Source organism: Bradyrhizobium sp. 192 (assembly GCF_023100965.1).
Taxonomy (GTDB): Bacteria; Pseudomonadota; Alphaproteobacteria; order Rhizobiales; family Xanthobacteraceae; genus Bradyrhizobium; species Bradyrhizobium symbiodeficiens.
Map to the genome: position 1 here is coordinate 6,826,386 of NZ_CP064690.1, position 25,014 is coordinate 6,851,399.

Consider the following 25,014-nt stretch of genomic DNA (forward strand, 5'->3'; position numbering starts at 1 on the left):
CGCGCCGACGCAGGCGCCCTCAGTTCTCGGATTCGGTGAACACCTCGTCACGCTTCGACCGCAGCGCCGGCAACACCGTCAGCAGCAGCAGGCCCGCTGCGATCGCGAGCAGCACCGCCGACAGCGGACGCGTCAGGAACACGCTCCAGTCGCCGCGCGAGATCAGCAGCGCGCGGCGCAGGTTCTCTTCCATCAGCGGTCCGAGCACCATGCCGAGCAGCAGCGGCGCCGGCTCGAAATCATGCTTGATCAGCCAGTAGCCGACGAGACCGAACACGCCGGCAAGGATGACGTCGACCGGCGCGTTGTTGACCGAGTAGATGCCGATCGCGCAGAAGATGACGATCGAAGGAAACATCAACCGGTACGGCACGCGGAGCAGGCGAACCCAGATACCTACCAGCGGCAGGTTGATGATGATCAGCATCAGATTGCCGATCCACATCGAGGCGATCATGCCCCAGACGAGATCGGGCTGCTTCTGCATCACCTGCGGGCCCGGCACGATGCCGTGGATGGTCATCGCGCCCACCATCAGCGCCATCACCGCGTTCGGCGGAATGCCGAGCGTCAGCAGCGGAATGAAGGAGGTCTGCGCCGCGGCGTTGTTGGCGCTTTCCGGCCCCGCAACGCCCTCGATCGCGCCGCGGCCGAACCGCTTGGGATCCTTGGCGAGCTTCTTTTCGAGCGTGTAGGCCGCGAAGGAGGCGATCACCGCGCCGCCGCCCGGCAGGATGCCGAGGATCGAGCCGAGCGCGGTGCCGCGCAGAATCGCAGGCGCCGAATCTTTCAGATCCTTCCTGGTGGGCATCAGACCGGTGATCTTCTGCTGCACGAGGTCGCGATTCATCTCGGCGCCGGCGTCGAGATTGCGAATGATCTCGGCGAAGCCGAACACACCCATCGCCACCGTCGCGAAGCCGAGACCGTCGGCAAGTTCCGGAATGTTGAAGGCCATACGCGAGGCGCCGGTTTCGATATCCGAGCCGACCATCGAAAGCAGCAGGCCGAACACGATCATCGCGATCGCCTTCAGCACCGAGCCCTTGGCCAGCACGACTGCGAAGATCAGGCCGAGCACCATCAGCGAGAAATATTCTGCGGGACCGAACGCCAGCGCAAGCTTGGTCAGCGGCGCGCCGAGCACGGCAATGAGCACGGTCGCAACGCAGCCGGCGAAGAACGAGCCGATCGCCGCAATCGCCAGCGCCGGGCCGGCACGACCCTGCTTGGCCATCTGGTGACCGTCGATAGCGGTGACGACCGATGTCGCCTCACCTGGAATATTGACCAGGATAGATGTGGTCGAGCCGCCATACTGGGCGCCGTAATAGATACCGGCCAGCATGATCAGCGCGCCGACCGGCGGCAATCCGAACGTGATCGGAAGCAGCATTGCGACCGTGGCGATGGTGCCGATGCCCGGGAGCACGCCGACCAGCGTACCGACGAGGGCGCCGATCAGGCACATCAGGAGGTTGATCGGGGAAAACGCGACGGCGAAGCCGTGAGCGAGGTTGGCAAAGAGATCCATTACGCCCTCACTGGATCAGGAAACGCGGGAACATCGGCATCGGCAACCCGAGCACATATGGGAAAAGCACAGCACAACCGACCGTCAGGCAGGCGCCGACGATGGCCGCCTCCACCCAGCGCGTCTCATGCGATCCTGCCGCCGCAATCATGAAGCTGACGAAGGCTGAGACCACGACGCCGAGCGGTCGGATCGCCAGCGCGAAGAACAGGATCGCGGCCATCACGAACAGCGGCCCGCGCCATGAATAATGGGACATCCCCGGCCCATCGGTCAGAAGACCGGTCAGGGCAATAGCGGCGGACAAGACTACCAGCAACCCGCCGAACATCCGCGGTGCCGTGCCGGCACCAAAGGAGAAGCCGCGCATGCCCTGCAGATCGCTCGAAGCCCACAGCGCGAACAGCCCCAGCGCCATCAGGATGACCCCGCCGACATAGTCCTGAGCCGACCTGATGGTCATGAACAGCGTGACGATCGCCACCGCCAAGATCGGATAGGTGTAGATCAGCGCCAGAAGCACCTCGGATGACGCCTTCTTGCCGTCGCCGCTGGCCGCTCCGATCAACGCACCGGGCGCACCGGCAAGAAGCGCGGTGGCGTGGCTGATCACGACCGTGGCCGGGCCGCGGCCCGCGCCCCAACCGAAAATCGTTCCTATCGACCAGATGAATTCGAAAATCTGCGGCGCAATCGCCAGCAGACAGAAGCCGAGCGCCATCGATGTGTTTCGGGTGGCTGTCGCCGAGTGGCCCATCGTATCGGCCATGCATGTCTCCTCCGCGACCCTTAAGTCACGAGCACTGTTGTTCTAATCGGCTTGGAAGTTGTTCCCCTCGCCCGCTCCACTGCCTAGCCATTTTCATCACACAATGCCAGCAAAACCCAACACTCCGCCGGCGAGCAGGAGCCACAGTGGATTGATGCGCGAGACGGAGGCGACCACCGCAACCACTGCGGTCAGAAGCACTGCAGCAATCGTGCGATCGGTCGACTGGGCCAGGATCAGGGCACTCGCCGCCATCAATCCGATCGAGAGCGGAACCAGTGCAGCCTGAATCAGGCCGGGCCAGCGCGATTGGCTCGGCCGGTTCAGGAGCCGGCTGACGTAATAGGCAAGCAGCGCCGTCGGCAGGCACATCGCCAGCGTCGCCGCCAATGCGCCGGGGATGCCGGCGACGGCATAGCCGATTAACGTCACGATAAGCACGTTTGGACCTGGCGAGAGCTGCGCGATCGCATAGGCGTCGGTGAACTGTTTGTCGGTCATCCAGTGATGCACCTCGACCGCTATGCGGTGCATCTCGGGCACCGCCGCCGCGGCGCCGCCGACCGCGAACAGCGACATCAGTCCAAAGGTGGAGATCAGCGCCCAGATCGGATTCTCAGGCTTCATGCTGCTACTTTCCGCCGCAGGAAAAAAGTGGCGCCGATGCTGAGGGGAATCGCAACCAGCAGCACCGCCGGAAGCGGCAGGCGGAGCATGCCGATGGCGAGGAACACGCCGGCCATCAAGATCAGCGCGAGGGGATCCGTCCGCTTCAGCAGCGGCGTCGTCATGCGGAACACCACCGCAATCAAGAGCCCGACCGCGGCGCAAGAGATGCCGGCGAGGCTGCGGCGCAGCACGTCGAGGTCGCCGAAACGGGCGTAGGCCATCGCGAGCACCGTCATGATCAGGGTCGGCGGCAGCAACAGCCCGGCAAAGGCGGCAACCCCGCCGGCGATGCCGCGCAGGCGCGACCCGAACACCATCGACAGATTGACGATGTTGGGCCCGGGCAGGAAATGGCAGAGCGCAAAGGTCTCGTTGAACTCGTCCGCCGTCATCCAGCGATGCTGCTCGACGATGGCCCGCCGGGCAAACACCAGAACCCCGCCGAAACCGGCCAGCGACATTCTGGCAAAGGCCAGAAACAGCGCGAGCAGGCCGGGTGGAGCGGGGGCGAAATCCGGCTCTTGCACGGCCGGTGCTGAATCCGAGGACATGTCAGGAGCTTAGAACGAGGCTTGCACCGCGGCCAAGGTCAGGCTCGCGTCGGTTCGGAACCTATCCAAAGGGAACCGCACCGTGTGACTCGAAACCCCTGTTTTTCGAAACGTTTGCCCCCTATATTGGGAGTGCCGGTTCGCCGGCTATGGAAATAAACGGTCGTCGCAATAAACCATTCGGACCCGGGGGCGGTACCCGGCGCCTCCACCAAAGCCCACCGGTTTTCGGGCTTCAGCCTGCCGAAAGGCGGGTTTTGGCGGGGGCGAAATAGGATCGACGAGGGCGTAAAGGGCGAACTTTTTCCCGGTATTGTTCCGCCGTTATCGGGCTATGCAATAGTTGCCAACGACAACTTTGCTCCGGTTGCTCAGGCTGCGTAACGCAGTTTGAAAGACCATTCTGAAGTCCTAACGGGTTAAGCTCCGTTAGGCGGGGTTCGGAGGCACCTGGCAACAGAAGCCTCCACTTTACTCTTGATTTCTTCCTCGGCGGGGACTCCTGCTGACCCGTCAGGCGCGGTACTATCGCGGCTTGGCGAGTCGGATCGGCACGGTCCGGCTTCGGGATGCAACAGGACCACCATGGCGACCGATCATATCCGTTACGATGTGCTTGCCCGCGACGCGCTGCGCGGCGTGCTGCGGAAGGTGCTGACCGATGCCGCTGCCCAAGGCCTGCCGGGCGAGCATCATTTCTTCATCACCTTCGTGTCGAAGGCCGAGGGCGTGAAGCTGTCGTCTCGGCTGCTGGCGCAATATCCGGAAGAGATGACGATCATCCTGCAGCATCAATTCTGGGATCTGACCGTGCTTGAGGACCGCTTCGAGGTCGGGCTGTCCTTCGGCGGCATTCCGGAGCGGCTGATCGTGCCGTTCAGCGCCATCAAGAGCTTCCTCGATCCGTCCGTGAAGTTCGGCCTCCAGTTCGACACCTCCGATGTCGCCGAGGTCGCGCCGGAGAACTTGCCGGCCGCCCCTGCCCCTTCGGCCGTAGCTGTGCCCGCCGCCGCCACGGAAAAGGCCGAGACCCCGGAAGAGCCGACCCCGCCGAACCAGGGCGGCGCGGAAGTTGTGCGGCTCGATCGTTTCCGCAAGAAATGATCTAGGTTGGGCTTGAGCCCGTCGCACGCGGCCGAACTCCCTATATAGAGAAGCACATGAAAGAGCCGCGCGGCGTTTCGCGCGGCAGAATGGATGTGCTCATGGCCAAAGCCGCCCGCGCGAAGACCGCCCGCCCCGCCACCCGCATCGAGACCGACAGTTTCGGTCCCATCGAGGTCCCTGCCGACCGCTATTGGGGCGCGCAGACCGAACGCTCGCGCCAGAATTTCCGCATCGGCACCGATCGCATGCCGATCTCGCTCGTGCACGCGCTCGGCATCGTCAAGCTCGCGGCCGCGCAGTCCAACCTCGAGCTCGGCCTGCTCGACCAGCGACGCGCCAATGCCATCATCCGCGCCGCGCGCGAGGTGATCGACGGCAAACTCGACGACCATTTTCCGCTCGTGGTGTGGCAGACCGGCTCCGGCACGCAGAGCAACATGAACCTCAACGAGGTGATCGCCAACCGCGCCAACGAACTGCTCGGCGGCGAGCTCGGCGCCAAGAAGCCGGTGCATCCCAACGATCACGTCAACATGAGCCAGTCGTCAAACGATTCGTTTCCGACCGCGATGCACATCGCGGCCGCCAGCCGCATCACTGCCGATCTCGTACCGGCCCTCACCGAGCTCCTCCGCGCACTGCGAAAGAAGGAGAAGGCGTTTTCCAGGATCGTGAAGATCGGCCGCACCCATACCCAGGATGCGACGCCGCTGACGCTCGGCCAGGAATTCTCCGGCTATGCGGCGCAGGTCGAGAGCGGCATCGCCCGGCTCAAGGTTGCCGTGAAGGATCTTCACCCGCTGGCGCAGGGCGGCACCGCCGTCGGCACCGGCCTCAACTCCAAGCCGCGCTTTGCCAAGCTGTTCGCAAAGCACGTTGCCGCAATCACGAAGCTTCCCTTCACCAGCGCCGCCAACAAATTCGAGGCGCTGGCCTCGAACGATGCCTATGTGCTGGTGCACGGTGCCATCAATTCGGTCGCGACCGGCCTGTTCAAGATCGCCAACGACATTCGCCTCTTGGGATCAGGCCCGCGCTCAGGGCTGGGCGAGCTGATCCTGCCGGAGAACGAGCCGGGCTCCTCGATCATGCCGGGCAAGGTCAATCCGACCCAGTGCGAGGCGATGACCATGGTGTGCTGCCAGGTGTTCGGCAATCACACTGCGATCACGGTGGCCGGCAGCCAGGGCCATTTCGAGCTCAACGTCTACAAGCCCGTGCTCGCCTACAACATGCTGCACTCGATCCGCCTGATGGCGGATGCCGCGCGGTCCTTCACCGAGCATTGCGTCAGCGGCATCCGCGCCGACGAGAAGCGAATAAACGAGCTGATGCAGCGCTCGCTGATGCTGGTGACGGCGCTCGCCCCGAAGATCGGTTACGACAACGCCGCCAAGGTGGCCAAGACCGCCCATGCCAACGGCACCACGTTGAAGGAGGAGGCGCTGCGGCTCGGCTTCGTCTCGGCCGACGAGTTCGACCGCCTGGTGCGTCCCGAGAAGATGACCAGCCCGGGGTAAAACTCCGAATTCCGATAGCCCTCCGTAATGATACGGATCCTGGGCGCCCCAGAAATGTGCGGCTTTGGAGGCGGGATTTGATTACCGTCAATGTTCCGGCGGAACGGCGTGCTACGCAGGCCTTTCCGCCCCTCGACGAGGGTGAAATTCATCGTTTGATGGCCCGAGCGGCCGATTGACGAGGACAAGCGAATGGCGATCAAGTCCTGTGGGGCGCAACGCGGCACCCTGTTTCTGAATGTTTCATCCTGCCTGGAAAGGATCGGATGATGGAGACGCGGCATGGGGAACGTCATCAACCTGAATCGCTTCAGGAAGCGCGCCGAGCGGGAAGCCTCGGCGAAGCAGGCGGACGTCAACCGGACGAAGTTCGGCCGCACGAAGGCGGAACGGTCGTCGGAGGAGGCGCGCGCGGACAAGGCGAAGGCGCACCTGGACCAGCATCAGTTGGACCAGCATCAGATCGATCGCGAGGAGCAGCCATGAAGTCGCCCGTCGTGAAACGGTCGATCGTCGTCGCCGGGCACAAAACCAGCGTCAGCTTGGAAGAAGCGTTCTGGAACGGCATGAAAGAGATCTCCGGCCTGCGCAACATGACGTTGTCCGAGCTGGTCGGCGAGATCGACAACAACCGCCAACAGGGAAATCTGTCGTCGGCGATCCGTCTGTTCGTCCTGGACTACTTCAAGAGCCGGGCCATGGCCCCCCAGCCGGACAAGGTCCCGGCCCAGTAGCCGCCGGAGCGCCTTCGACGGCGCTCCGCCACCCGCACTTTATAATCGCTCTAAGGTGCGGTTTCATTGAGCACGCGCGCTTGACCTCAATGCCTTGCGTTGAAAATACAGGGCATGACCGACACCAATGACACGCGCCCGCATATGCCGCTGGGTCTGGCCCATCGCGGCTATACCGGCGTCATCCAGCATCTTTCAGCTCGCGATGCGGGCTCGGCGCTCTCCGACATCGAGCTCGAAAGCCGTCTGATCGAGCTCGGCTTCGTCGAGGGCGCCCGGGTCGAGATCCTGCACGAGGGACTGGTCGGGCGCGACCCGATCGCCGTGCGGGTCGACAGCATCACGATTGCGGTCCGCCGCCGCGAAGCCATGGCCATCATCGTCGCCTAGACAGCGACCGGACCTCTGATCCCGGACCAGTGATTCCATGGAATTACCCCTGCTGCATCTCGCCCTGGTGGGCACGCCGAACAGCGGCAAGACCTCGCTGTTCAATGCCCTGACCGGCAGCCGGCAGAAGGTCGCGAACTATCCCGGCGTCACCGTCGAGCGCAAGGAAGGCTTCTTCGTCACTCCCTTGGGACGCCAGGTCTCGCTGGTCGACCTGCCCGGCACTTATTCGCTGCGCGGCCGCAGCCCGGACGAGGAGATCACCCGCGACTTCGTGCTCGGCAAGGCCTCAGGCGAGAACGTGCCCGATCTCGTGCTGTGCGTGGCCGATTCGACCAATTTGCGCCTGACCATCCGCCTGCTGCTGGAGCTCAAGCGCACCGGGCGGCCGATGGTGCTCGTGCTCAACATGTTCGACATCGCCGCCCGCCGCGGCATCAGTGTCGACGTCGAGCGGCTCGCCAAGGAGCTCGGACTGCCCGTGGTCACCTCGATCGCGGTGCGCAAGGGCGGCACCGCCGACCTCCTGAAGCTGACCGACGATATCTCGGCTAAGCTCGGCGAGGCGGAGGCGAACAGCTGGCGCGCGCTCAGTGTCGCCGAGCTGCGCGCGACCCAGCGCGAGGCCGATCGCATCATCGCCGACTGCGTCAGCCTGCCGAGCCGTCCGGACACCTGGACCGCGCGGATCGACGGGATCGTGCTGCATCCGGTCGGGGGCCTCATCGTGCTCATGCTGATCCTGTTCGTGATGTTCCAGGCGGTGTTCGCCTGGGCGCAGCCGCTGATGGATCTGCTCAATTCGGGCTTCGATGCGCTCGGCGAGCTCGTTCACGCCACCCTGCCCGCCGGCCTGCTGCAGAGCTTCCTCCAGAACGGCGTGATCTCGGGCGTCGGCAGCGTCATCGTGTTCCTGCCGCAGATCATCATCATCTTCCTGTTCATCCTGCTGTTGGAAGATTTCGGCTACATGGCGCGCGCCGCGTTCCTGATGGACCGCATCATGGGCGGCGCCGGCCTGCACGGCCGCGCCTTCATTCCGCTGCTGTCGAGCTTTGCCTGCGCCATTCCCGGCATCATGGCGACGCGCGTGATCGACAACAAGCGCGACCGGCTGACGACGATCCTGATCGCGCCGCTGATGACCTGCTCGGCGCGCATTCCGGTCTACACGCTGATCATCTCCGCCTTCATTCCCGCAAAGGAAGTCTGGGGCTTCATCAATCTCCAGGGCCTCGTGATGTTCGGCCTCTACGCCACCGGCATCGCCAGCGCGCTCGCCGTCTCGTTTCTGATCAAGTTCTTCATGCTGCGCGACTATGCGCCGGCGCCGTTCATGCTGGAGCTGCCGGACTACAAGATGCCGCGGCTGAAATCGATCGCGATCGGCATCTATACCCGCGCCAAGATGTTCCTGGTGCGCGCCGGCACCACGATCTTCTCGATGATGGTGCTGATCTGGTTCCTCGCCTCGTTCCCGCAGCCGCCGGCGGGCGCCACCGAGCCGGCGATCGACTTCAGCCTCGCCGCGATCATCGGCAAGGCGCTCGAGCCGCTGCTCGCCCCGGTCGGCTTCAACTGGCAGATCGCGGTCGCGCTGATCCCGGGCATGGCGGCGCGCGAGGTCGCGGTCGCAGCACTCGGCACCGTCTATGCGATCGAAGGCGGCAAGGAAGCGGCCGAGCAGATCGGCCAGGTGCTGGCGACGAAATGGTCGCTCGCCACCGCGCTCTCGATGCTGGCCTGGTACATCTTCGCCCCGCAATGCGCCTCGACGCTGGCCGTGATCCGACGCGAGACCGGAAGCTGGACCTGGATGGCGGTGACGTTCACCTACATGCTGGTGCTGGCGTATGCGGCAAGTCTCGTGACGTATAACGTCGCGGTCGCGCTCGGCGCCGGCTAGCAGCTAACCAAAAAATGCGAAAACAACCCCATGCACAGTAGACGGGGTTTGTGAAATCAATGGCTTGCGCGGGAGAAAGTCAGCCGATTTACGGCTGCGTGCCAGTTGCACCGTCGGGCAAAACATTGGCACAATGCTATCCTCGAAGAACTGTCGGTGTTCGGCCAGACTCCCTAGCGCGGATAATACTGTCCCCGGCGGTCACGCTGATGAGCGAAGGCGGAGGTCGGATTGACGCCGCAATAGGCGTCGGTACCTGAGGCAGTTGCCCTGCACTGCTCCTAGGTCGCGAACTGGCAATTGCCGGGATCCCCCCAAATCCGACCCTGCAAGCAGTAACGAAGCAGCAGCGACCATAAGCCGTTTTGCATTCATATTGGCCTCCATAGGCTGGTGAGATCCGGCAGGCGGAGCATGGAAAGGCGCCGCGTCTCTGTGTTGCGCCAGATCAAGCCGCAGCCGCTGATCTCGCCATTCGCCATTCCATTTCCAATAACGTTGCGATGCGTCAGCCATGTTGAGCCAATCGAACCCGCATGAAGACTCGCAATGAACATCATGCGCGAAAGGCTGCGCTGAAACCTCTCTGACGGTTGTGCTGATTTTAATCTTGTTCGCCTTGCCCTCCCGACAATCAACCTGCTTTTTCCGTCGGTTGAGACAATGAACCTCAGGACGATGGCCATCGGCTTCCCTTTCGAATAGGCTCGATGCCGATGGAAGTGAAAAGGCGCGGCCTGATCTTCTCTCGAGGCGCGGCTTCGACAACTCGATCGCGACTGGATTGAGGAGTAATTCCAATGCTGACGCACTTGACCCCGACATCCCTGCCCCGCCCGCATTCCTTCAGCGAGTTCGGAATGACCGCTGAATCGAACCCATCGATCAATTTGAACGAATTCACCTACAGACGAGGCAGCGAGATCTACGGCGAGAAAGAGCCCGCCCAATACGTTTACCAGGTCCTGTCAGGCACGGTTCGAAGCTACAAGCTATTGTCCGACGGACGCCGGCAGATCGGCGCCTTTCATGTTCCCCGCGATATCTTCGGACTGGAGAACGGCGGCTTTCACCGCTTCACGACAGAAGCGGTGGTGGACACTGCTGTAAGATTGATCAAGCGCGAAAGCCTCGAGGCCATTGCGGAGAACGACGGCGCTTTGATCAAGAATCTGCTGTTCATGACCGCGACGAATCTCCAGCACGCGGAGGACCACATGCTTCTGCTCGGGCGCAAGACGTCGATGGAGCGGGTTGCCGCCTTCCTGTCGAAATGGACAGGCGGCTCACCGCCGCAGGCATTCTCGCGCTGCCGATGACCCGGCGCGACATTGCGGATTATCTCGGCTTGACGCTCGAGACAATCTCGCGATCGCTGTCGTATTTGCGCGAGCTGGGCGTCCTGCGCTTCATCGACAACAATCAGCGCCATGTCGTCATCATGGACAGAAGGCAACTCGTCGAGTTCGACCGGCAGACCTGACGTTGAACGCGCCGGACCTCCTCGCGTTCATTCGCCGATGAAAAAGGCCCCGGTCGATGCCGGGGCCTAAGTTCACCGGGAAGAGTCGAGGTCAGTAGCGAGCCGCGACCGGCGCCCCGTATCCGCCGAAACGGTAGTTCAACCGAAGCGTGACCAGGTCCACATCCTGGCTGACCCCGCTGCCGGTGAGGGTGACCCCTCCGGGCGTGACTACGCCTGCGTAGCCGAAATTGTCACGACCCATCCAGAGATGGTCATACTCGATGCCGAACGACCAGTTCGGCGTGAAGCTGTATTCCCAGCCGACACCCAGAGCACCGCCCCAGCGCGTGTGGCCTGCCGACGCCAGACCGACCCCGGTGACGTTGTTGAATACATCGAAGCGATTGCGCGTCACGGCAGCGCCGCCCTTCACGTAGAACAGCGAGGCGTTCCACGCCCAACCGAGTTGGGCCGTGAACAGCCCGATGCCGTCGATCTTGCCTGTGGTCGAGATCAATGGATCGATCAGGCTGACGCGCGTATTCTTGATTTCAGCCCAATCGCCCTGCGCTTCCAGGCCAAGCACAAACTGATTGGTCTGCCAGCGATAGCCGATCTGCCCGCCCACGAGGCCTCCGGAGCGATCGGCGCAACCGCCTGCGACTGTTCCGGCGGGGGTTACGAAATCGACGCAGCCATGGCTCTGCCCCCAGCCGCCGTTGGCGCCAATGTAGAAGCCGCTCCAGTTGTAGACCGCCGCGACCGGCGCCGGCGGCGGCATCGCTTTGACGGCCATGTCGGCCGCCATGGCCGGAGCCGTCATGCTCAGCGCCGCGAAGCCGATTGCAGCTATTGAAAACCTCTTCATCGTCTCATCCCCTCTTGCTTGTATATCGTCCGTCAGATGAGCGCTTATGCAGGCTGGCGTGCACAAGTTCCGCGAACATCCTGAAGTTTAGGCGCGAGGGGGCTTTCGGCCCGTAACAGAATGGCAACACTCAAGGGTGATCGCTGCGCACGGTAACGTGCTTAATCGCCATCCGGGGTTCCAGGCAATCCGGTGCCGTCCTGTCCCTCGGCAAGCCAATCGGCAATGCAGGATGCTGGAATGACCCGCCGGGGAAGGCGAGGATTGATCGTGCCAGCGAAGACAGCGAGGCCCTCATCGAGCTTTGCGCGCGCGAACAGCTTGGCCTCGGCCTCTGTCGCGAACGTCTTCGTCTCACGCGGGCTCCGCTGTTTCAAGAGCAGGCCGCGTTGTCGGACTTCAAAGGTGACGTACCAAGTCGAATTCATTACGCACACCAGGATGGCACCAGCCCTTACTGTGGCGTTGTGGTGCGACTGTCGTCCGTGTGCTTGACATAAATCAAGGCTGCTGCTTGAGCATATTTTGCGAACAGCTGACACGCAAATACCCGTAGTTCGGACCGACAAGCGGCCGGCCCGGCTGGCAAAACAGAAGCATGATGGGCTGGTCGATCTCCGTTGGCTGACCGCATGGCCTGCTAGCGCGCCTGGTCGCTTCCGTTTTCCGGATCGTGCTCCGGCTCCTGTATCAGCACCGCGGGTTCGTCGTAGCCCTTGCGGCTGCTGTAGAACACCAGCGCCATCAGGCCGACCCCGACCACCAGCGAGAACACGACACCCAGCACCAGCGCGGCATAGCCCGACGCAGGAACGCTGGTGTCGGTGCTGGTCCAGCCGAGATAGCCGAGGACGCACGCGGCGACGAGCATCGCGCACAACACCGCGATGACCAGCCATCTGGCGAGGTTGCTACCTTGCGACAAGGATGATGCCGGTTGTTCGTCAGTGCTGTTCATGAAGCCCTCCTCACGCAGCCGCCGCTCACGCTTACGGTGCGGTGGCCTTGGCCGCGATCGCATGCAGAGCGCCCGTCATCGCCGTGACGGCAGCCTTCGCCGGCTCGCCGACGCCATGACGCCCGGCGAGATAGGCGGGGTCGTTGTAAGACAGCCAGGTCACGCCTTGCTCGTCCTGCCAGACCAGCGCCTTTAGCGGCAGGTCGATGCCGACGGTTTGCGCCTGCTGCATCAAGGGCGTGCCGCCCTTGGCGTTGCCGAAGATGATGAGATCGGTCGGCCGCAGCGGCAGGCCGACCGCGGCGGCACCGGCCGCATGATCGACATGGGCGAACACGGTGAGGCCCTTGGCCTTCACTTCCGCCTCCAACCGTTTCATCGTGTCTTCGGGCCCGAAACTGCTCTTGATGGTGATGAGTCCGTCTGCGGCCATTGCCTGTGCCTCCCATGAACATGTCGCTGCGATCAGAACGAGGATCCTGATCAATATCGAAAGCTTCATCGCCCGCTCACTTCCTGCGGAACAGCTTGGCGGGATCGAATTCCGGTTGTGGAACGAAGCCGTCGCGATTGGGCATCCTGATTTTCGGCAGACTTTCCTTGTCCACCTTGCCGTCGGCTGGAACGATGCCGTTGAGGCTCAGGATGTAGGCGGTTACGGCATAGGTCTCGTCGGTGGTGAGCGAGCCCGGGGTCGGATAGGGCATCGCGCGATGGATGTAGTCGAACAAGGTTGTCGCATAGGGCCAGAAGCTGCCGACGGTCTTGACGGGCATGTTGGATGCGAGTGTGCCCTGCCCTCCGACGAGACGATCCTTGATGCCGCCCTGGCCGTTGTCGCCATGACAGGCCGCGCAATTGTCAGCGAAGACCTGCTTGCCCTGCACTGCCGTGCCGCTGCCGTCGGGCAGGCCCTTGCCGTCCGGGCCGACGTCGATGTCCCACAGCTTGATCTCGGCAGGCGTTGCCGGACGGCCGAAGTCGCGCGCCAACGCAGGTGCGGCGAGCAGGCCGAATGTGAGGATGCCTGCGAGAAACAGCTTGTCATGCGAGGACATTGCGAACCCTCCCGGCGTCATCGATGCTCCAGGTCTGCTGGGCGTTGTAGTGGAACAGGGCATTGGTCCCCATCGCTGCGATGAAGGTCTGCCGGTCCGGCTGGGTGTTGCCTTGCTCGTCGGTCGAGCGGCTGACAATCCTGGTCGGCTTGCCGTCCCAGTCCCAATCCATCTGGAAACGCACCTGCGCCTTGGACAATACCGGCTGAGCCAATTGCGCCTGCTTCCACGTCCGGGCGCCGTCGGTCGAGATCTCGACCTTGGCGATCTTCCCATGGCCGCTCCAGGCAAGGCCCGAGATGCGGTTATACCCTGGCTGTATCTGCATCGTGCCGGACGGTTGCGTGATGACCGAATTGGTCTCCATCCTCAGCTGGAATTGCCGTGCCTCGCCGTTCGCGAGCAGTTGCGTGTAGCGCGCCGTCTCCCAACGCGTCATCCAGGGCGCGTTGCCGAATTTGAGGCGGCGCAGCCACTTGATATTGAGGTTGCCCTCGAAGCCCGGCATCACCAGCCGCATCGGAAAGCCGTGCGCGGGTCGCAGCGGCTCGCCGTTCTGTCCATAGGCGACGAAGGCCTCATTCAAGATTTCGTCGGTGAGCGGAATGCTGCGATCGACGCCCGCGCCGTCGCCCCCTTCCGCCAGCATCCAGTTCGAGCCCTTGTCCTTGCTCACGAGGTCGATCAGGAATTTGAGCGGCACCCCGGTCCATTCGTTGGTGCTGACCAGTCCATGCGTGTTCTGCACAGTGAGGTCGGGATCCGCCTTTTTCCAGTTCTCCCATCCGTTGCCGGTGCATTCGATGAACACGATACGTGTGACCGTGGGCATCCGCTTCAGGTCTTCGAGGCTGAAGACCAGCGGCTTCTGCACCATGCCATGAACGAGCAGCCGGTGCTGCGCGGGATCGATGTCGGGCACGCCGGAATGGCTGCGCTCGTAATGCAGATCGGTCGGCGTGATATTGCCGACCAGCTTCTGGTGCGGCGTCTTGGAGTTGATGGCATCGCCGGGGTCGACGTTGCGCTTGCCCGGTGTGGCCTCGGGAATGCGGTCGATCTTGACGAAGCGGGATCGTTCGCTGTGCGCACTCAGATCAGCGCCGGGCGCGCGATCGGGAACGTCGGCCAGCGTTTCGGCTCCCGCAGCCTCGGTCGCAACCGCGCCAAGAATGCCCGCCGAGAGGCCTCCCACAAAGCCGCGGCGCGAAAGATTTGCAGCCCGCGGCAACACTTCGATTGGCGTTTTGGACGTCATGCAGTCTCCGTCGATGATCGTGTGCTTTTGAAATAACGGCCGCTTTCATGCTCTGACATTTACAGAACGCTGCGGAACTTGCTCGTTAGGTTGTGTTAGAAAGCATGAGGAGCATCGAGCGCACGACTGCGCGCTCGTTGATCCTTGGACAAAGCGCTGGCACGATGGCATCGTCAGCCGACCAAAAGCGACCGCCCCGTCCATGGATCACTTCACCACGAAGAGACTGACGGCCGAGAGGCTGAACGACAGCCACCTCGCCGATCTCGTCGCGCTACATCTCGATTCAGAGGTATCCCGCTATCTCGGCGGCGTGCGCACTCCAGAGGTCACGACGACCTATCTCGCGACCAACATGGCGCATTGGGATCAGCATGGTTTTGGGCTGTGGGTGCTGCGAACGAAAGACGGCGCCTTCGCCGGACGGGCCGGCATCCGGCATATCCTCGTGGACGGCATCGACGAGATCGAGGTTGCCTATGCCTTCAGGCGAGAGTTCTGGGGCCAGGGATTCGCGAGCGAGATCGCAATCGCGCTGACGGACATTGGGCTGTCGCACCACGAAGTGCCGTCCCTCATCGGCCTCGTCTACATCGCTAACGGCGCATCCCGCCGCGTGCTGGAGAAGGCGAACTACACCCTCGAGAAGAGCACCACGCGACACGGCAAGGACCTGGTGATCTACCGCATCAGACGGTGAAGATCGCAAAAGGCGCCCAGTTTTCAGCGATCGCCCTCACTGCAGATATTCATTCATGTTAATATCGACTTGGCAGCCAACAGGGCTGCAATATGGCATACAGGATTGCGCAGCCCATTCGTTCCAATGGAACTCCCCGCGCGGGCGCTGTTTGAGGCCTCCAGTGTCAGGAACGATAGTATGAACGTGAGTCCAGCCCGATCCCAGTCGGGGCAGGCAGATTGGGACGAGCGGGATCGGCTCGCTGCGCTCGATCGCTATGGAATTCTCGATACCCCGAGGGAAAGCGAGTTCGACGATATCGTCCGGTTGGCCGCGGATACTTTCGGCGCGCCGATCGCGGTGGTGAACCTGATCGCCAGCGGCCGGCAATGGTTCAAGGCAGAGGTTGGCATCGGCGCACGGGAACTTCCGCTCGATGTGTCGATCTGTGCGCATGCGATCCTGCAAAACGATACCATGGTGATTCCGGACACCCGGCTCGACGAGCGATTTATCCGCAATCCCCTCGTGACCTCCACGAATGGCCTTCGCTTCTATGCGGGCGCGCTGCTCAAGACCGAGCAAGGCCTGCCTCTCGGCACGCTTTGCGTGCTCGACCGGGAACCGCGCCCGCAAGGGATTACGGATCACCAAAGATTGACGTTGGAGGTGCTCGCACGCCTGGTGATGACCCAACTTGAAATGCGCCGCGTCATCGGCCTGCAGCATGCCCACGGGACACAACTCGAGGCCGAAATGCGGCAACGGCACAACGCCGAAACCGCGCGCCGCCTGGCTGACGACAGGTATCGCTCGTTGTTCAACTCTCTCGATGCCGGGTTCTGCATCGTCGAGGTCGCGTTCGATACATCGGGCGCCGCCACCGACTACCGGTTCCTCGAGATCAATCCGGCTTTCGTAAGACAGACGGGCCTGATCGACGCCGAAGGCAAATGGATGCGCGAGCTTGCGCCGAACCACGAGCAGCATTGGTTCGATGTCTACGGGCAGGTCGCGATTACCGGAGAAGCAGTTCGTTTCGAGAACCCCGCCAAGGCACTGAATGATCGCTGGTACGACGTCCACGCCTTCAGGGTAGGAGATGTGGATGCACATCTTGTCGCGATCCTGTTCAATGATATCACCGAGCGGCGCCGGAGCGAATTGCGGCGCAATGCGCTTCTGAGCCTCGGCGATCGGCTGCGGTCACGCGCCACCATCCCCGAGATCACAGGCGCCGCGGCCGAGATCGTCGGCCGGACGCTCGGTGCCATACGGGTCGGATTCTGCCGTGTCGATCCCGCGGGCGAATACGTCACCATCGAGAACGACTGGTGCGCCGAAGGTTACGACAGCCTCGCCGGGCGACATCGCGTATCTGACTATGGCGATCTGACCGCGGTCCTCACCGGCAACCAGCCGATCATCATCGGGGACGTGCTCGCGAGTTCCCTGCCGGGGCCGCGGCGAGATTGGCTGCTTCGTCTTGGCGTCAGGTCGCTGGCTATCATACCGAGGCGGGACCACGATGGCTCGACCGTGCTGTTCTTCGCACACGGCGCCGAGCCGCGAGACTGGGGTACCGAGGATCTCACATTCCTTCGCAACGCCGGCGATCGCATCGCGGCAAGCGTCGCACGCCTGGAAGCGGAAGCACTTCAAGCCGTCCTCAATCTCGAACTCAGTCATCGGATGAAGAATACACTGGCCATGGTCATGGCGATCGCGCGGCAAACCCTGCGATCGATCCCGGACCAGGCGCCGGTCGAGGCATTCAACGCAAGACTTCAGGCACTCTCGACGGCCCATATGACGCTGATGCAGCAACGTTGGTCCGAAGCCAAGATCTTCGACGTCGTAAAGAGCGTCCTCGGCACCATGGAGGGCATCGAGCGTTTCGACCTGGACGGGCCCGCCGTCAATCTGGGCGCGCGGGCGACCCTATCGATGTCTCTGCTGCTTCATGAGCTGTCGACCAACGCCATCAAGTATGGAGCACTTTCCGAGCCTGCGGGGCGCGTCGCCGTTTCCTGGACCGTCCTGGACGATCAATTGACCCTGAGCTGGCGCGAAATTGGCGGGCCCGCCGCGATCCCGCCGACGCGCAAAGGCTTCGGATCACGGCTCATCAATATGGGCCTCATCGGAACGGGAGGCGTCGAGCTTCGTTACCTGCCCACTGGGTTCGAAGCTGATTTCTCAGCCCCTCTGTCTCAGGTGCAACAACCATGAGACAGGAAGCCAACGCATGACATGCACCAATTCGAGGCCCCGGCCTCTTGTCCTGATCGTCGAAGACGAGCCGATCCTGCGAATGAACGCCGTCGACATGGTCGAAGAAGCAGGTTTTGGGGCGCTGGAAGCCGCCGATGCCACGGAAGCCGTCCAGATGTTGGAGGCGCATCTCGACATCACCATCGTCTTCTCCGACATCCAGATGCCTCGCGGCGTCGATGGCATGAAGCTCGCGGCTCTGATCCGCGACCGGTGGCCTCCGATCAATATCATTCTGACGTCAGGTCATTTCGACGTGGCCCATGTCGATCTGCCGGCACGCGGCATGTTCTTCGCCAAGCCCTACGACGAGAGACAGGTCGTTGCTGCAATGAGGAGGTTCGCCGCCTGAAGCGGCCAAGCGACCGGTCCGCCGCGCTTGGCCTGCGAGTCGCAAGGAATGCAGATCGGTGGTGAGCACGGCGCAGGAGCGCCCCGCCACCCACGAGTTCCTATCTGAAATAGCTCAGCACGAGATCGGTATCAGAACTGCCGGCCACCGTGCCGTTCAGCTCGGCGTCGATGACGCGACGGCAGGCGTCGATCGCGGCGTGGTCGCCGAGGTCGTTGGCGGCTTCCAGCACGAGCCAGGCGGCATCGACCGTGGCCCGCTCCGGAGCCGACCCGCTGGTCTCGGCGGTCAGGCTCTTGGTCTTGCGAACCGCGGTGCCGAATTGAGGCAACATTGCAAATACTCCCCTTTGAATTCCGGGACGATGCTCAGTGCACCTGTTCAGTGGACCTGAAGCTCGGGCTGACGGCCGCCTGAGGTGGAATCGGCGGCGGTCTTGCGCGACTGGTAGAACTTCAAGACGCTGCGCGAGGTCTCGATCTTGAGCCGGCCGAAATCGCGCTCGTTGTCGTGGAGCTCGCGCGCCGTGATCAGATGATCCTTGGCGCCGAGGAACAGCAGCGACATGGTCGTGTCCCAGGAGAAGTCGAGCGCCTTGCACAGCACCAGGATCATCTCGCGGTTGCGGTCCATCATCGCGCGCTCGATCACGTCGACCGGCAGCGCAGACAGCAGCGACAGGCCGATCTGTACCTCGTCGAAGCGGTGCTGGCGCGCATAGTTCGAAATCGAATCCTGGTTGAGATTGCCCTGGCGATATTGCGTCGTCACCACGCGCTTGGCGACGAAATAGCTGCGCGAGGACGGGCCGAACTTGGACTGAAGATCGCCGGTGACCTCGGTCACCGAGCTCTGGATCTGCGCCATCATTTCGGGCCGCTCGGTCTCGAGCCGGCGTCGGACGTCTTCCGACGCCTTCGAGATCAACTGCTGGAAGATGTGGCGCGGCACGTCCTTGCGCAGACCGAGCTGCTCGGCAAGGATCGAATCGCCCTCGGCGCGGCGGACCATGTGCAACAGGCCCGAACCGGAGAAGCGCGCGCCCTCGTTCCTGGCAACCGACGTCACGACCTCCTGATCGCCGCGCTTGACCAGCACGTCGGTGACGGCCTCGCCGATCGATTTGCGCTGGGCGATCGCGAGCAGATGCGACTGGCCCTTGGTCATGGCGCTCTCGACCAGCATCTTCTCGTCGAGACGATTGGAGTCGCGCAGCACGGGACCGGCGACCGCGATCTCGTCGTCGAACGCCAGCTTTTCGATGACGTTGAGCGGAGCTTGATCGCACCCCGACATCAACTCCGAAAGCTGCACCCGCGCGGCCACCTCGATCTCGTCGGCAAGCCGGCCGATCACCTCGCCGAACGTGCTGATTTCGTCGTCGCTGTAGCGGCCGGTGATCAGGATGTCGGTCGCATGCCACAACGCCTTCGCCCGGCTTTCGTCGCTGCCGCGCGCGATCGCGTCGTCCAGATCCTGTAGAAGCGTCTTCGCCCCGTTCATTTCGATAACCCCAGTTCTTGGCAGTTCTCTTGGCCAGCCGTCCCGCCGCTCGTGGCGCGACGCCGAATTCCTCTGGAAACCGAGACTAGGGAACAAACGCGAGAATCCAGTAAAGTCGGCAGATCAGTTTTGCCGGGCAAGATTCATTCAAATGCGAGGGAATGGGTTTACCGCGAGAGAAGAAGACGGTGCGCTCCCTCGCCCGCTTGCGGGAGAGGGCTGGGGAGAGGGTGTCTCCGCAACGGGCCCCCCTGGAGGAGAAAGCCCTCACCCGGCGCTTCGCGCCGACCTCTCCCGCAAGCGGGAGAGGTGAGCCAGCCTGCGGCTCGGTCCGAGCAAACCAATCAGCCCTACGGATTCTGCGGCGTCAGGACCAGCGGCGGCTTCGGCTTTGGCCTGGCGGGCGCAGGACCCGGAGCCGGTTTCACGTCGATGGCGGGCGGCAGCGGCGCAAGCTGTTGACTGGCAAGCGGCGGGCTTGGCGCTGCGGGCGCGGCTTGTGGGGCCTTCGGCGTCGGCGCGGCTTTCGGCTTCGGCGGCGCGCGGCGCGGATCCTGGCCGGGCAGCGGCACATTGACCGGCGCCTGCTCCGGAGCGGCATCAGGAGACACCAGCATCGGCAGCGCCGCGGTCGCCGGCGGCGGTTCGCCACGCTCGATGGCGTCGAGCCGGCGCGTCTCGCGGTCGATGGTGCGCACCGCCAGCCATGACGACAGCGGCGCGAGGTCGATGGTGCGATTGAGCCTGTCGGGAGGACCCGCCGCGAACAGCTGGATCTCCGGCGGGGCGCCGGAGAGCCCGGTCATGATCGGCGTCAGGCTGGCGCGGATGTCGGCCTGGTCGGCGGGAATGTCGTAGCCGCCGGAGACGATGGCGCGGGCGTTCTTCGCTTCCAGCGGCGTCGCGCCGACGCGCAAGCGTCCGTCGCGGATCGTGAACGGGATCTGCGCCGAGGCAACCGCGATCGGTGCGGCGGCGAGCGCGGGCTCGACGAGCTGGCGCAGGCGATTGTCGTCGGCGACCTGACCGCCGTCGCTGGCGCGGATGGCGATCTCGAAGGCGCGCGGATTGAGGCCGCCGATTTCCGCGGAGTCCAGCGTCACCGTACCGTTGCCGGCGAGCGCGCCGGTGAGCGCCGCGACGCTGCGGCCCTGGCTCGTCAGCGCCATCTGCACCGAGGCGCGCCCCTTAGGCAGCGCGAGAGCGCGATAGCGCAGCGCCGCCGCATCGACATTGTTCAGCTCGATGCGCGAGTTCAAGGTCAGGCCGTTGGCGCCGTTGCGTGCGTCGAAGCTCGCCGACATCTCGCCGCCACCGAGGCCGCCCTTCAGCGCGTCGAGCGCGAGCGACTGGCCGTCGCTCCGGATCGTGCCGCCGAACGGGCGCAGCTCGATGCCGCCGGGCAACATCCCGCGCAGCGCCTGGAAGGCGATGCGGCCGCGCCAACCGCTCAACAACCCAGCGCTCAGCGGCTCTCCGGACTCATGCCCGGCGGCGCCGATCGCCACCGCGAGCGCCGGCGCGAGATCGAGCGTATCGAGGCCGACTTCACCGTCGACGCTCTTCTCCGGATCCAGCATCACCGCCAGATGACCGCGCAAATGCGAGCCGGCCGCATTGCCGTCGAGATCGTCGAAAGTCAGGCGGTTGCCCGATAGCCCCACGCGGGAGGACAGGCTGACGACCTGCATCGATTTGTCGGCCGGGCTGGTCCCGAACAGCGGCGCCAGATTGGCGTTGCGCACGCGCAGGTTCACGCTGGCTTTCGGCCCCGACAATTCGACGCTGCCTTGCGCATCGGCATCCAGCCCGCCGCCGTTGAGCTTTGCATTCAATTGCAACGGTCGCCGCCATGCGCCGGTCAGCTTGCCTTCGAGTTGCGAAGCGCCCTCGCCTGCGGCCACCACGCGATCGAGCCCGAGCAGCGCCAGCAGCGCGCCGGCCTGCGGCGTCGACAGTTTCGTGTCCAGGATGAAGTCGCTGTTGCGCAATTTGTCGATATCGATGCCATTGACGGCCGCCGCCGGCATCTGCGCGGCCAGCGTCGCGGTCGCCTTGAGCTGCGGCGCGTCGAGATCGAGCACGGCGCGGGCATTGCTGCGATCGGCATGCTCGGCATTCCTGTCGAGGCTGAGATCGAGCTTGAGGCGGGTCGCGCCTGGCAACGACGGCATGGCATCGAAGCGGGCCCGCACCGCGGGCGCAAACGGCTCGATCAGAGCGGTGAGCTCGCGCAGCGAATTGGCCGAGGATTTCAGCGCGAGCTTGCCGGTGGCCTTGGTGCGGTCGAAGCTGCCGCTCGCCTCGGTGGTCACGCCGCTGGCCTGGCCGAAGCGCAGTTGCTCCAGCGACAGCGATGCGGGGCCGTAACCAAGCTTGGCCGCGAACGGCCGCAGCTCCTGGCCGGCGGAGATCGCGCGGCCGATATCGAGCGAGAGTTTTGCCTCTTCCGGCCACTCGCCCTGCGGCCCCGCGAGCGCGCGCACGAAGCTTGCGGCGGCATCGAGGTCGAGCCGGTCGGCCTTCAACTCGGCGTCGACCCGCGAACCCTTGCTCGCGCCTGTCTGCACGAAGGCGATGCGGCCCTCGACCGCGCCGCCTTCGATGTCGGCCTTCAGCCTGTCGATGGCGAGATGGTTGGCGGCGATGGTCACGTCGCCGGCGAGGCGCAGCGGCCGCGTGCTGCGGCGGGTGATCTCGCTGCGGCCCTGCAGCCAGGCCACCAGCGCGTCGGGATCGGAGGATTCGACGCTGAGACGGCCGCTGAAACTGTCGGCGCCCGGGGTTGCGCCGTTGAGCGAGAGCTGCGTCATGCCGGGCGCACGCAGCTCGAGCCGCTGGAAGGTCCAGGACCGTCCATCGGTCTGCAGCTCTGCCGTGATGTTCTGCAGCGGGCGGCCGCCGAGCATGATCTGGTCGGAGTTGAATTCGATCTGCGCCGGGATTGGCGCCTGCGGAATGGCAGCCAGCCCCGCGCGCAGCGCCGGCAGGATGCGGAGCGTCTCGGAATCATCCTTGCCCGCGAGCCTGTCGGCATCGACCTGGCGCGCCGACAGCACCGCGCGCAGCAGCGGCGAGGCGCCGAACCTGACATCGCCGACGCCGCCGAGCTTCAGCGCATTGTCTTCAGCGCCGAAGCTCGCGTCGATCTGCTCGAACTTCGCGCCGGCCGGGTCCGCCCTCAGCTTGGTCGTGAGCTTCCACGGCGTCGGACCTGCCTCGCCCGCCTTCTTGACCGCCGGCACGGCCAGCGTCAGCGCACCGTCGAATTTCGGCAGGCGATTGTCGAAGGCGAGCACGCCTTCGAGGTCGGCGAGGATGGCGCGCTCGCCGGGATCGATGTTGAGGTGAAGACGGGTGGCGCTGCCGTCGGCGCTCGGGCCGGAGGAGACGCGAAAGGGATAACGCACCCCATTGGCGGTGAAGCCGCCGTCGCCGCGCACCGAGCCCGCGAGCGAGCGGACGTCGCCGGAGAAGGCGATGTCGTTCAGCTCCAGCGTCGAGCGGCTGGCGGCATCGTGGAGCGCAATGCGGCCCGTGAGATTCAGCCGCTCGATGGCGAGCGAGGCCAGATTGAAGGTGCCGCTCGCGGTGGAGGGCAAGTCGACTCGTCCCCTCGCATCCAAGCCGAGATCGACCGCCATGCCGCCCACTGAAAGCTCGGTGGCGCGCCATTCGCCGCGCATCAGGGAGCTGAGGCTGAACTCGACGTCGAGCTTGTCGGCGCGCAGGCGGCCGAGATCGTTGTTGCCGCCGAAGGTGACCTGGCGCAGCCGCAGCGTCGGCGCCGGCAGCAGCCGCGCGTCGAGCTCGCCCGCGACTCGCACCGGCACGCCGATGATCTTGCCAGCCTCTGCCTCGAACTGGGGCCTGAACTGGTTCCAGTCGACATAGGAAGGCCCGATCAACGCGGCCAGCAGCGCAATGATGAAGGCAATCGCCAATCCGAGCAGCGTCGTCTGCACGGGTCTCCCCTCGGCCAAACCGGCACCCGGACCAAACCCTGGCCTTCGTGGACTTCAGGCGTGCCGGAACAGCCCCTTATATAGGGGGAAGTGTGGCGAAGTCACAGCGACTGTTGCGCGCGGAGGTTAACGCCGGAGCCGCCTACCAGCTCGCCGGCAGCCGCTTCAGGCCGCGCAGCACGAAGGTCGGCCGCCATTCCGGGTTTTCGATGTCGTCGATGCGCAGATCAGGCAGCCGCCGCAGCAGCGTGGCAATGGCGATCTCGGCCTCGATGCGCGCCAATTGGGCACCCAGGCAGAAATGGATGCCGCCGCCGAACGACAGCGGCTTCACATTCTGGCGGGTGACATCCAGCCGGTCGGGCCTGTCGGGATAGACCGCGGGATCGCGGTTGGCCGAGCCGAGCAGGCACAGCACGCTCTCGCCCTTGGGGATCCTCTTGCCGCCGAGATCCTCGATCTCCTCCAGCGCGACCCGGCCGGTCATCTGTACCGAGGAATCGTAGCGCAAAAACTCCTCGATCGCGCCTTCCATCAGCTCGGGGCGGACCTTGAGCAGCGCAAGCTGGTCCGGATTGCGGTGGAGCGCCAAAAGGCCGTTGCCGATCAGGTTCACCGTGGTCTCGTGGCCGGCGCCGAACAAGAGGATGATGTTGGCGGTCAGTTCCTCGTTGGTGAGCTTGTTGCCGTCCTCCTCGGCCTGCACCAGCTGGGTGGTGAGATCGTCCCCTGGGTTGCGGCGGCGCAGCTCGAACAGCTGCTGGAAATACATCTGCGCCATCAGGTTGCCCTCGTTGCCCTTCTTGATCTCCTCCGGAGTGAGGGGCACGGGGTCGAGCAGCCGCCCGCCGTCGCGCGAGCTCTTGTAGAAGACCTCGCGATGGTCCTCGGGGATCCCGAGCATCTCGCAGATGATGGTCACCGGCAGGCGGAAAGCGAAATCCTCGATCAGGTCCATGTGGCCGCGATCAATCACGGCATCGATGGCCTGGTCGACGATCGCCTGGATGCGCGGCCGCATGTCCTCGACCCGGCGCGCGGTGAACGCCTTCACGACGAGGCCGCGCAGGCGGGTATGGTCGGGCGGATCGGCTTGCAGCATCCAATGGCTCATGCTGCGGAACACCGGCTCGTCCATGATCTTCTCGCCATAGCGGCGCGTCGAGCGCTCGACGAAATCCTTGCCGAAGCGCTTGTCGCGCATCACGAGGCTGACGTCGGCGTGGCGACTGGTGACGAACTGGCCGAACGGCGTCACGTGGACCGGATCGATCGTGCGCAGCCGGTCATAGTGCGGATAGGGGTCGCGGATGAAGTCCGGCGAGAGCGGGTTGAACAGCGGTCCGCCGCCGGCGCCTTGCACGTGCTCGTTCATGGTGACCTCAGATCGGTTGCCGATGACACGAATACGCCGATCGCAGCCCGACTGCCCGGCGTAACCATCCCCAAGA

24 protein-coding genes, 1 other RNA gene and 2 pseudogenes are annotated in these 25,014 nt (G+C 64.1%); 11 read left to right on the forward strand and 16 right to left on the reverse strand.

The window, feature by feature from the left end; translation table 11 throughout:
• Positions 1-19: 19 nt before the first annotated feature.
• The 4 genes from IVB24_RS31970 to IVB24_RS31985 form a co-directional block, all read right to left on the reverse strand.
• Positions 20-1,534 (reverse strand): tripartite tricarboxylate transporter permease, encoded by a 1,515-nt coding sequence (locus tag IVB24_RS31970; RefSeq protein ID WP_094977417.1) that lies wholly within the window; start codon positions 1,532-1,534, stop codon positions 20-22.
• A 7-nt stretch (positions 1,535-1,541) separates the two neighbouring features.
• Positions 1,542-2,303, reverse strand: coding sequence for a tripartite tricarboxylate transporter TctB family protein (locus tag IVB24_RS31975; protein WP_094977416.1), 762 nt, complete (start codon positions 2,301-2,303; stop codon positions 1,542-1,544).
• Between the two features lie 96 nt (positions 2,304-2,399).
• Positions 2,400-2,930 carry a chromate transporter gene (locus tag IVB24_RS31980; RefSeq protein WP_094977415.1) on the reverse strand — a complete coding sequence of 177 codons (531 nt, stop codon included), beginning with the start codon at positions 2,928-2,930 and terminating at the stop codon, positions 2,400-2,402.
• Positions 2,927-3,523 (reverse strand): chromate transporter, encoded by a 597-nt coding sequence (locus IVB24_RS31985; protein WP_247770390.1) that lies wholly within the window; start codon positions 3,521-3,523, stop codon positions 2,927-2,929. Before IVB24_RS31985 ends, IVB24_RS31980 begins: the two co-directional genes overlap by 4 nt.
• A 95-nt stretch (positions 3,524-3,618) precedes the next feature.
• On the opposite strand from IVB24_RS31985, the gene ssrA reads away from it, so the two are divergent.
• The 7 genes from ssrA (at position 3,619) to IVB24_RS32020 (ending at position 9,180) form a co-directional block, all read left to right on the forward strand.
• Positions 3,619-3,994, forward strand: a transfer-messenger RNA (tmRNA) gene (gene ssrA, locus IVB24_RS31990).
• A gap of 114 nt (positions 3,995-4,108) precedes the next feature.
• The gene (locus IVB24_RS31995) at positions 4,109-4,627 is read left to right on the forward strand and encodes a ClpXP protease specificity-enhancing factor SspB (protein ID WP_094977413.1); all 519 of its coding nucleotides are present in this window, start codon (positions 4,109-4,111) and stop codon (positions 4,625-4,627) included.
• 89 nt (positions 4,628-4,716) lie between these two features.
• The gene (gene fumC, locus IVB24_RS32000) at positions 4,717-6,150 is read left to right on the forward strand and encodes a class II fumarate hydratase (RefSeq protein WP_094977847.1); all 1,434 of its coding nucleotides are present in this window, start codon (positions 4,717-4,719) and stop codon (positions 6,148-6,150) included.
• A 282-nt stretch (positions 6,151-6,432) separates the two neighbouring features.
• Positions 6,433-6,636: a DUF4169 family protein gene (locus IVB24_RS32005; protein WP_094977412.1), complete on the forward strand. Its 204-nt coding sequence runs from the start codon at positions 6,433-6,435 to the stop codon at positions 6,634-6,636.
• Complete coding sequence (locus tag IVB24_RS32010) at positions 6,633-6,884, forward strand: ribbon-helix-helix domain-containing protein (RefSeq protein WP_063202285.1); 252 nt, start codon at positions 6,633-6,635, stop codon at positions 6,882-6,884. The genes IVB24_RS32005 and IVB24_RS32010 overlap by 4 nt, the downstream gene beginning before the upstream one ends.
• Positions 6,885-6,998: 114 nt before the next feature.
• Positions 6,999-7,274: a FeoA family protein gene (locus tag IVB24_RS32015; protein WP_094977411.1), complete on the forward strand. Its 276-nt coding sequence runs from the start codon at positions 6,999-7,001 to the stop codon at positions 7,272-7,274.
• Between the two features lie 37 nt (positions 7,275-7,311).
• Positions 7,312-9,180 carry a ferrous iron transporter B gene (locus IVB24_RS32020; protein WP_247770391.1) on the forward strand — a complete coding sequence of 623 codons (1,869 nt, stop codon included), beginning with the start codon at positions 7,312-7,314 and terminating at the stop codon, positions 9,178-9,180.
• Positions 9,181-9,353: 173 nt separating this feature from the next.
• Here the strand turns inward: IVB24_RS32020 and IVB24_RS32025 are convergent.
• Together IVB24_RS32025 and IVB24_RS32030 are read right to left on the reverse strand one after the other, a co-directional pair.
• Positions 9,354-9,521: pseudogene (locus tag IVB24_RS32025) on the reverse strand (DUF3551 domain-containing protein); the annotation flags it as partial.
• 30 nt (positions 9,522-9,551) lie between these two features.
• Complete coding sequence (locus tag IVB24_RS32030) at positions 9,552-9,866, reverse strand: hypothetical protein (protein ID WP_247770392.1); 315 nt, start codon at positions 9,864-9,866, stop codon at positions 9,552-9,554.
• A gap of 174 nt (positions 9,867-10,040) precedes the next feature.
• Between IVB24_RS32030 and IVB24_RS32035 the strand changes: the two are divergent.
• Positions 10,041-10,663: pseudogene (locus IVB24_RS32035) on the forward strand (helix-turn-helix domain-containing protein).
• Positions 10,664-10,754: 91 nt separating this feature from the next.
• Here the strand turns inward: IVB24_RS32035 and IVB24_RS32040 are convergent.
• The 6 genes from IVB24_RS32040 to soxC form a co-directional block, all read right to left on the reverse strand.
• Positions 10,755-11,513 (reverse strand): outer membrane beta-barrel protein, encoded by a 759-nt coding sequence (locus IVB24_RS32040; protein ID WP_140483562.1) that lies wholly within the window; start codon positions 11,511-11,513, stop codon positions 10,755-10,757.
• A gap of 161 nt (positions 11,514-11,674) precedes the next feature.
• Positions 11,675-11,941 carry a hypothetical protein gene (locus IVB24_RS32045; RefSeq protein ID WP_094977406.1) on the reverse strand — a complete coding sequence of 89 codons (267 nt, stop codon included), beginning with the start codon at positions 11,939-11,941 and terminating at the stop codon, positions 11,675-11,677.
• A 212-nt stretch (positions 11,942-12,153) separates the two neighbouring features.
• Positions 12,154-12,471: a hypothetical protein gene (locus IVB24_RS32050; RefSeq protein ID WP_140480823.1), complete on the reverse strand. Its 318-nt coding sequence runs from the start codon at positions 12,469-12,471 to the stop codon at positions 12,154-12,156.
• 31 nt (positions 12,472-12,502) lie between these two features.
• On the reverse strand, positions 12,503-12,973 hold the full coding sequence (locus IVB24_RS32055) for a DUF302 domain-containing protein (RefSeq protein ID WP_247770393.1): 471 nt from the start codon (positions 12,971-12,973) through the stop codon (positions 12,503-12,505).
• Between the two features lie 7 nt (positions 12,974-12,980).
• The gene (locus IVB24_RS32060) at positions 12,981-13,529 is read right to left on the reverse strand and encodes a cytochrome c (RefSeq protein ID WP_247770394.1); all 549 of its coding nucleotides are present in this window, start codon (positions 13,527-13,529) and stop codon (positions 12,981-12,983) included.
• Positions 13,516-14,787: a sulfite dehydrogenase gene (gene soxC, locus IVB24_RS32065; protein ID WP_247770395.1), complete on the reverse strand. Its 1,272-nt coding sequence runs from the start codon at positions 14,785-14,787 to the stop codon at positions 13,516-13,518. Before soxC ends, IVB24_RS32060 begins: the two co-directional genes overlap by 14 nt.
• Before the next feature lie 202 nt (positions 14,788-14,989).
• Between soxC and IVB24_RS32070 the strand changes: the two genes are divergently transcribed.
• From IVB24_RS32070 to IVB24_RS32080, 3 genes are all read left to right on the forward strand, one after another.
• Positions 14,990-15,487 carry a GNAT family N-acetyltransferase gene (locus IVB24_RS32070; RefSeq protein WP_247770396.1) on the forward strand — a complete coding sequence of 166 codons (498 nt, stop codon included), beginning with the start codon at positions 14,990-14,992 and terminating at the stop codon, positions 15,485-15,487.
• 180 nt (positions 15,488-15,667) lie between these two features.
• Positions 15,668-17,701: a GAF domain-containing protein gene (locus tag IVB24_RS32075; protein ID WP_247770397.1), complete on the forward strand. Its 2,034-nt coding sequence runs from the start codon at positions 15,668-15,670 to the stop codon at positions 17,699-17,701.
• Between the two features lie 82 nt (positions 17,702-17,783).
• Positions 17,784-18,095, forward strand: a complete 312-nt coding sequence (locus IVB24_RS32080; RefSeq protein ID WP_247770398.1) for a response regulator — start codon at positions 17,784-17,786, stop codon at positions 18,093-18,095.
• Between the two features lie 100 nt (positions 18,096-18,195).
• On the opposite strand, the gene IVB24_RS32085 is transcribed toward IVB24_RS32080, so the two are convergent.
• The 4 genes from IVB24_RS32085 to IVB24_RS32100 form a co-directional block, all read right to left on the reverse strand.
• Positions 18,196-18,429, reverse strand: a complete 234-nt coding sequence (locus IVB24_RS32085) for a hypothetical protein (RefSeq protein WP_247770399.1) — start codon at positions 18,427-18,429, stop codon at positions 18,196-18,198.
• Positions 18,430-18,476: 47 nt separating this feature from the next.
• Positions 18,477-19,598, reverse strand: coding sequence for a DUF2336 domain-containing protein (locus IVB24_RS32090; protein ID WP_247770400.1), 1,122 nt, complete (start codon positions 19,596-19,598; stop codon positions 18,477-18,479).
• A 350-nt stretch (positions 19,599-19,948) separates the two neighbouring features.
• Positions 19,949-23,563, reverse strand: a complete 3,615-nt coding sequence (locus IVB24_RS32095) for an AsmA-like C-terminal region-containing protein (RefSeq protein WP_247770401.1) — start codon at positions 23,561-23,563, stop codon at positions 19,949-19,951.
• Positions 23,564-23,705: 142 nt separating this feature from the next.
• Entirely contained in the window at positions 23,706-24,938 is a 1,233-nt protein-coding gene (locus tag IVB24_RS32100) for a cytochrome P450 (protein WP_247770402.1), read from the reverse strand.
• Between the last annotated feature and the right edge of the window lie 76 nt (positions 24,939-25,014).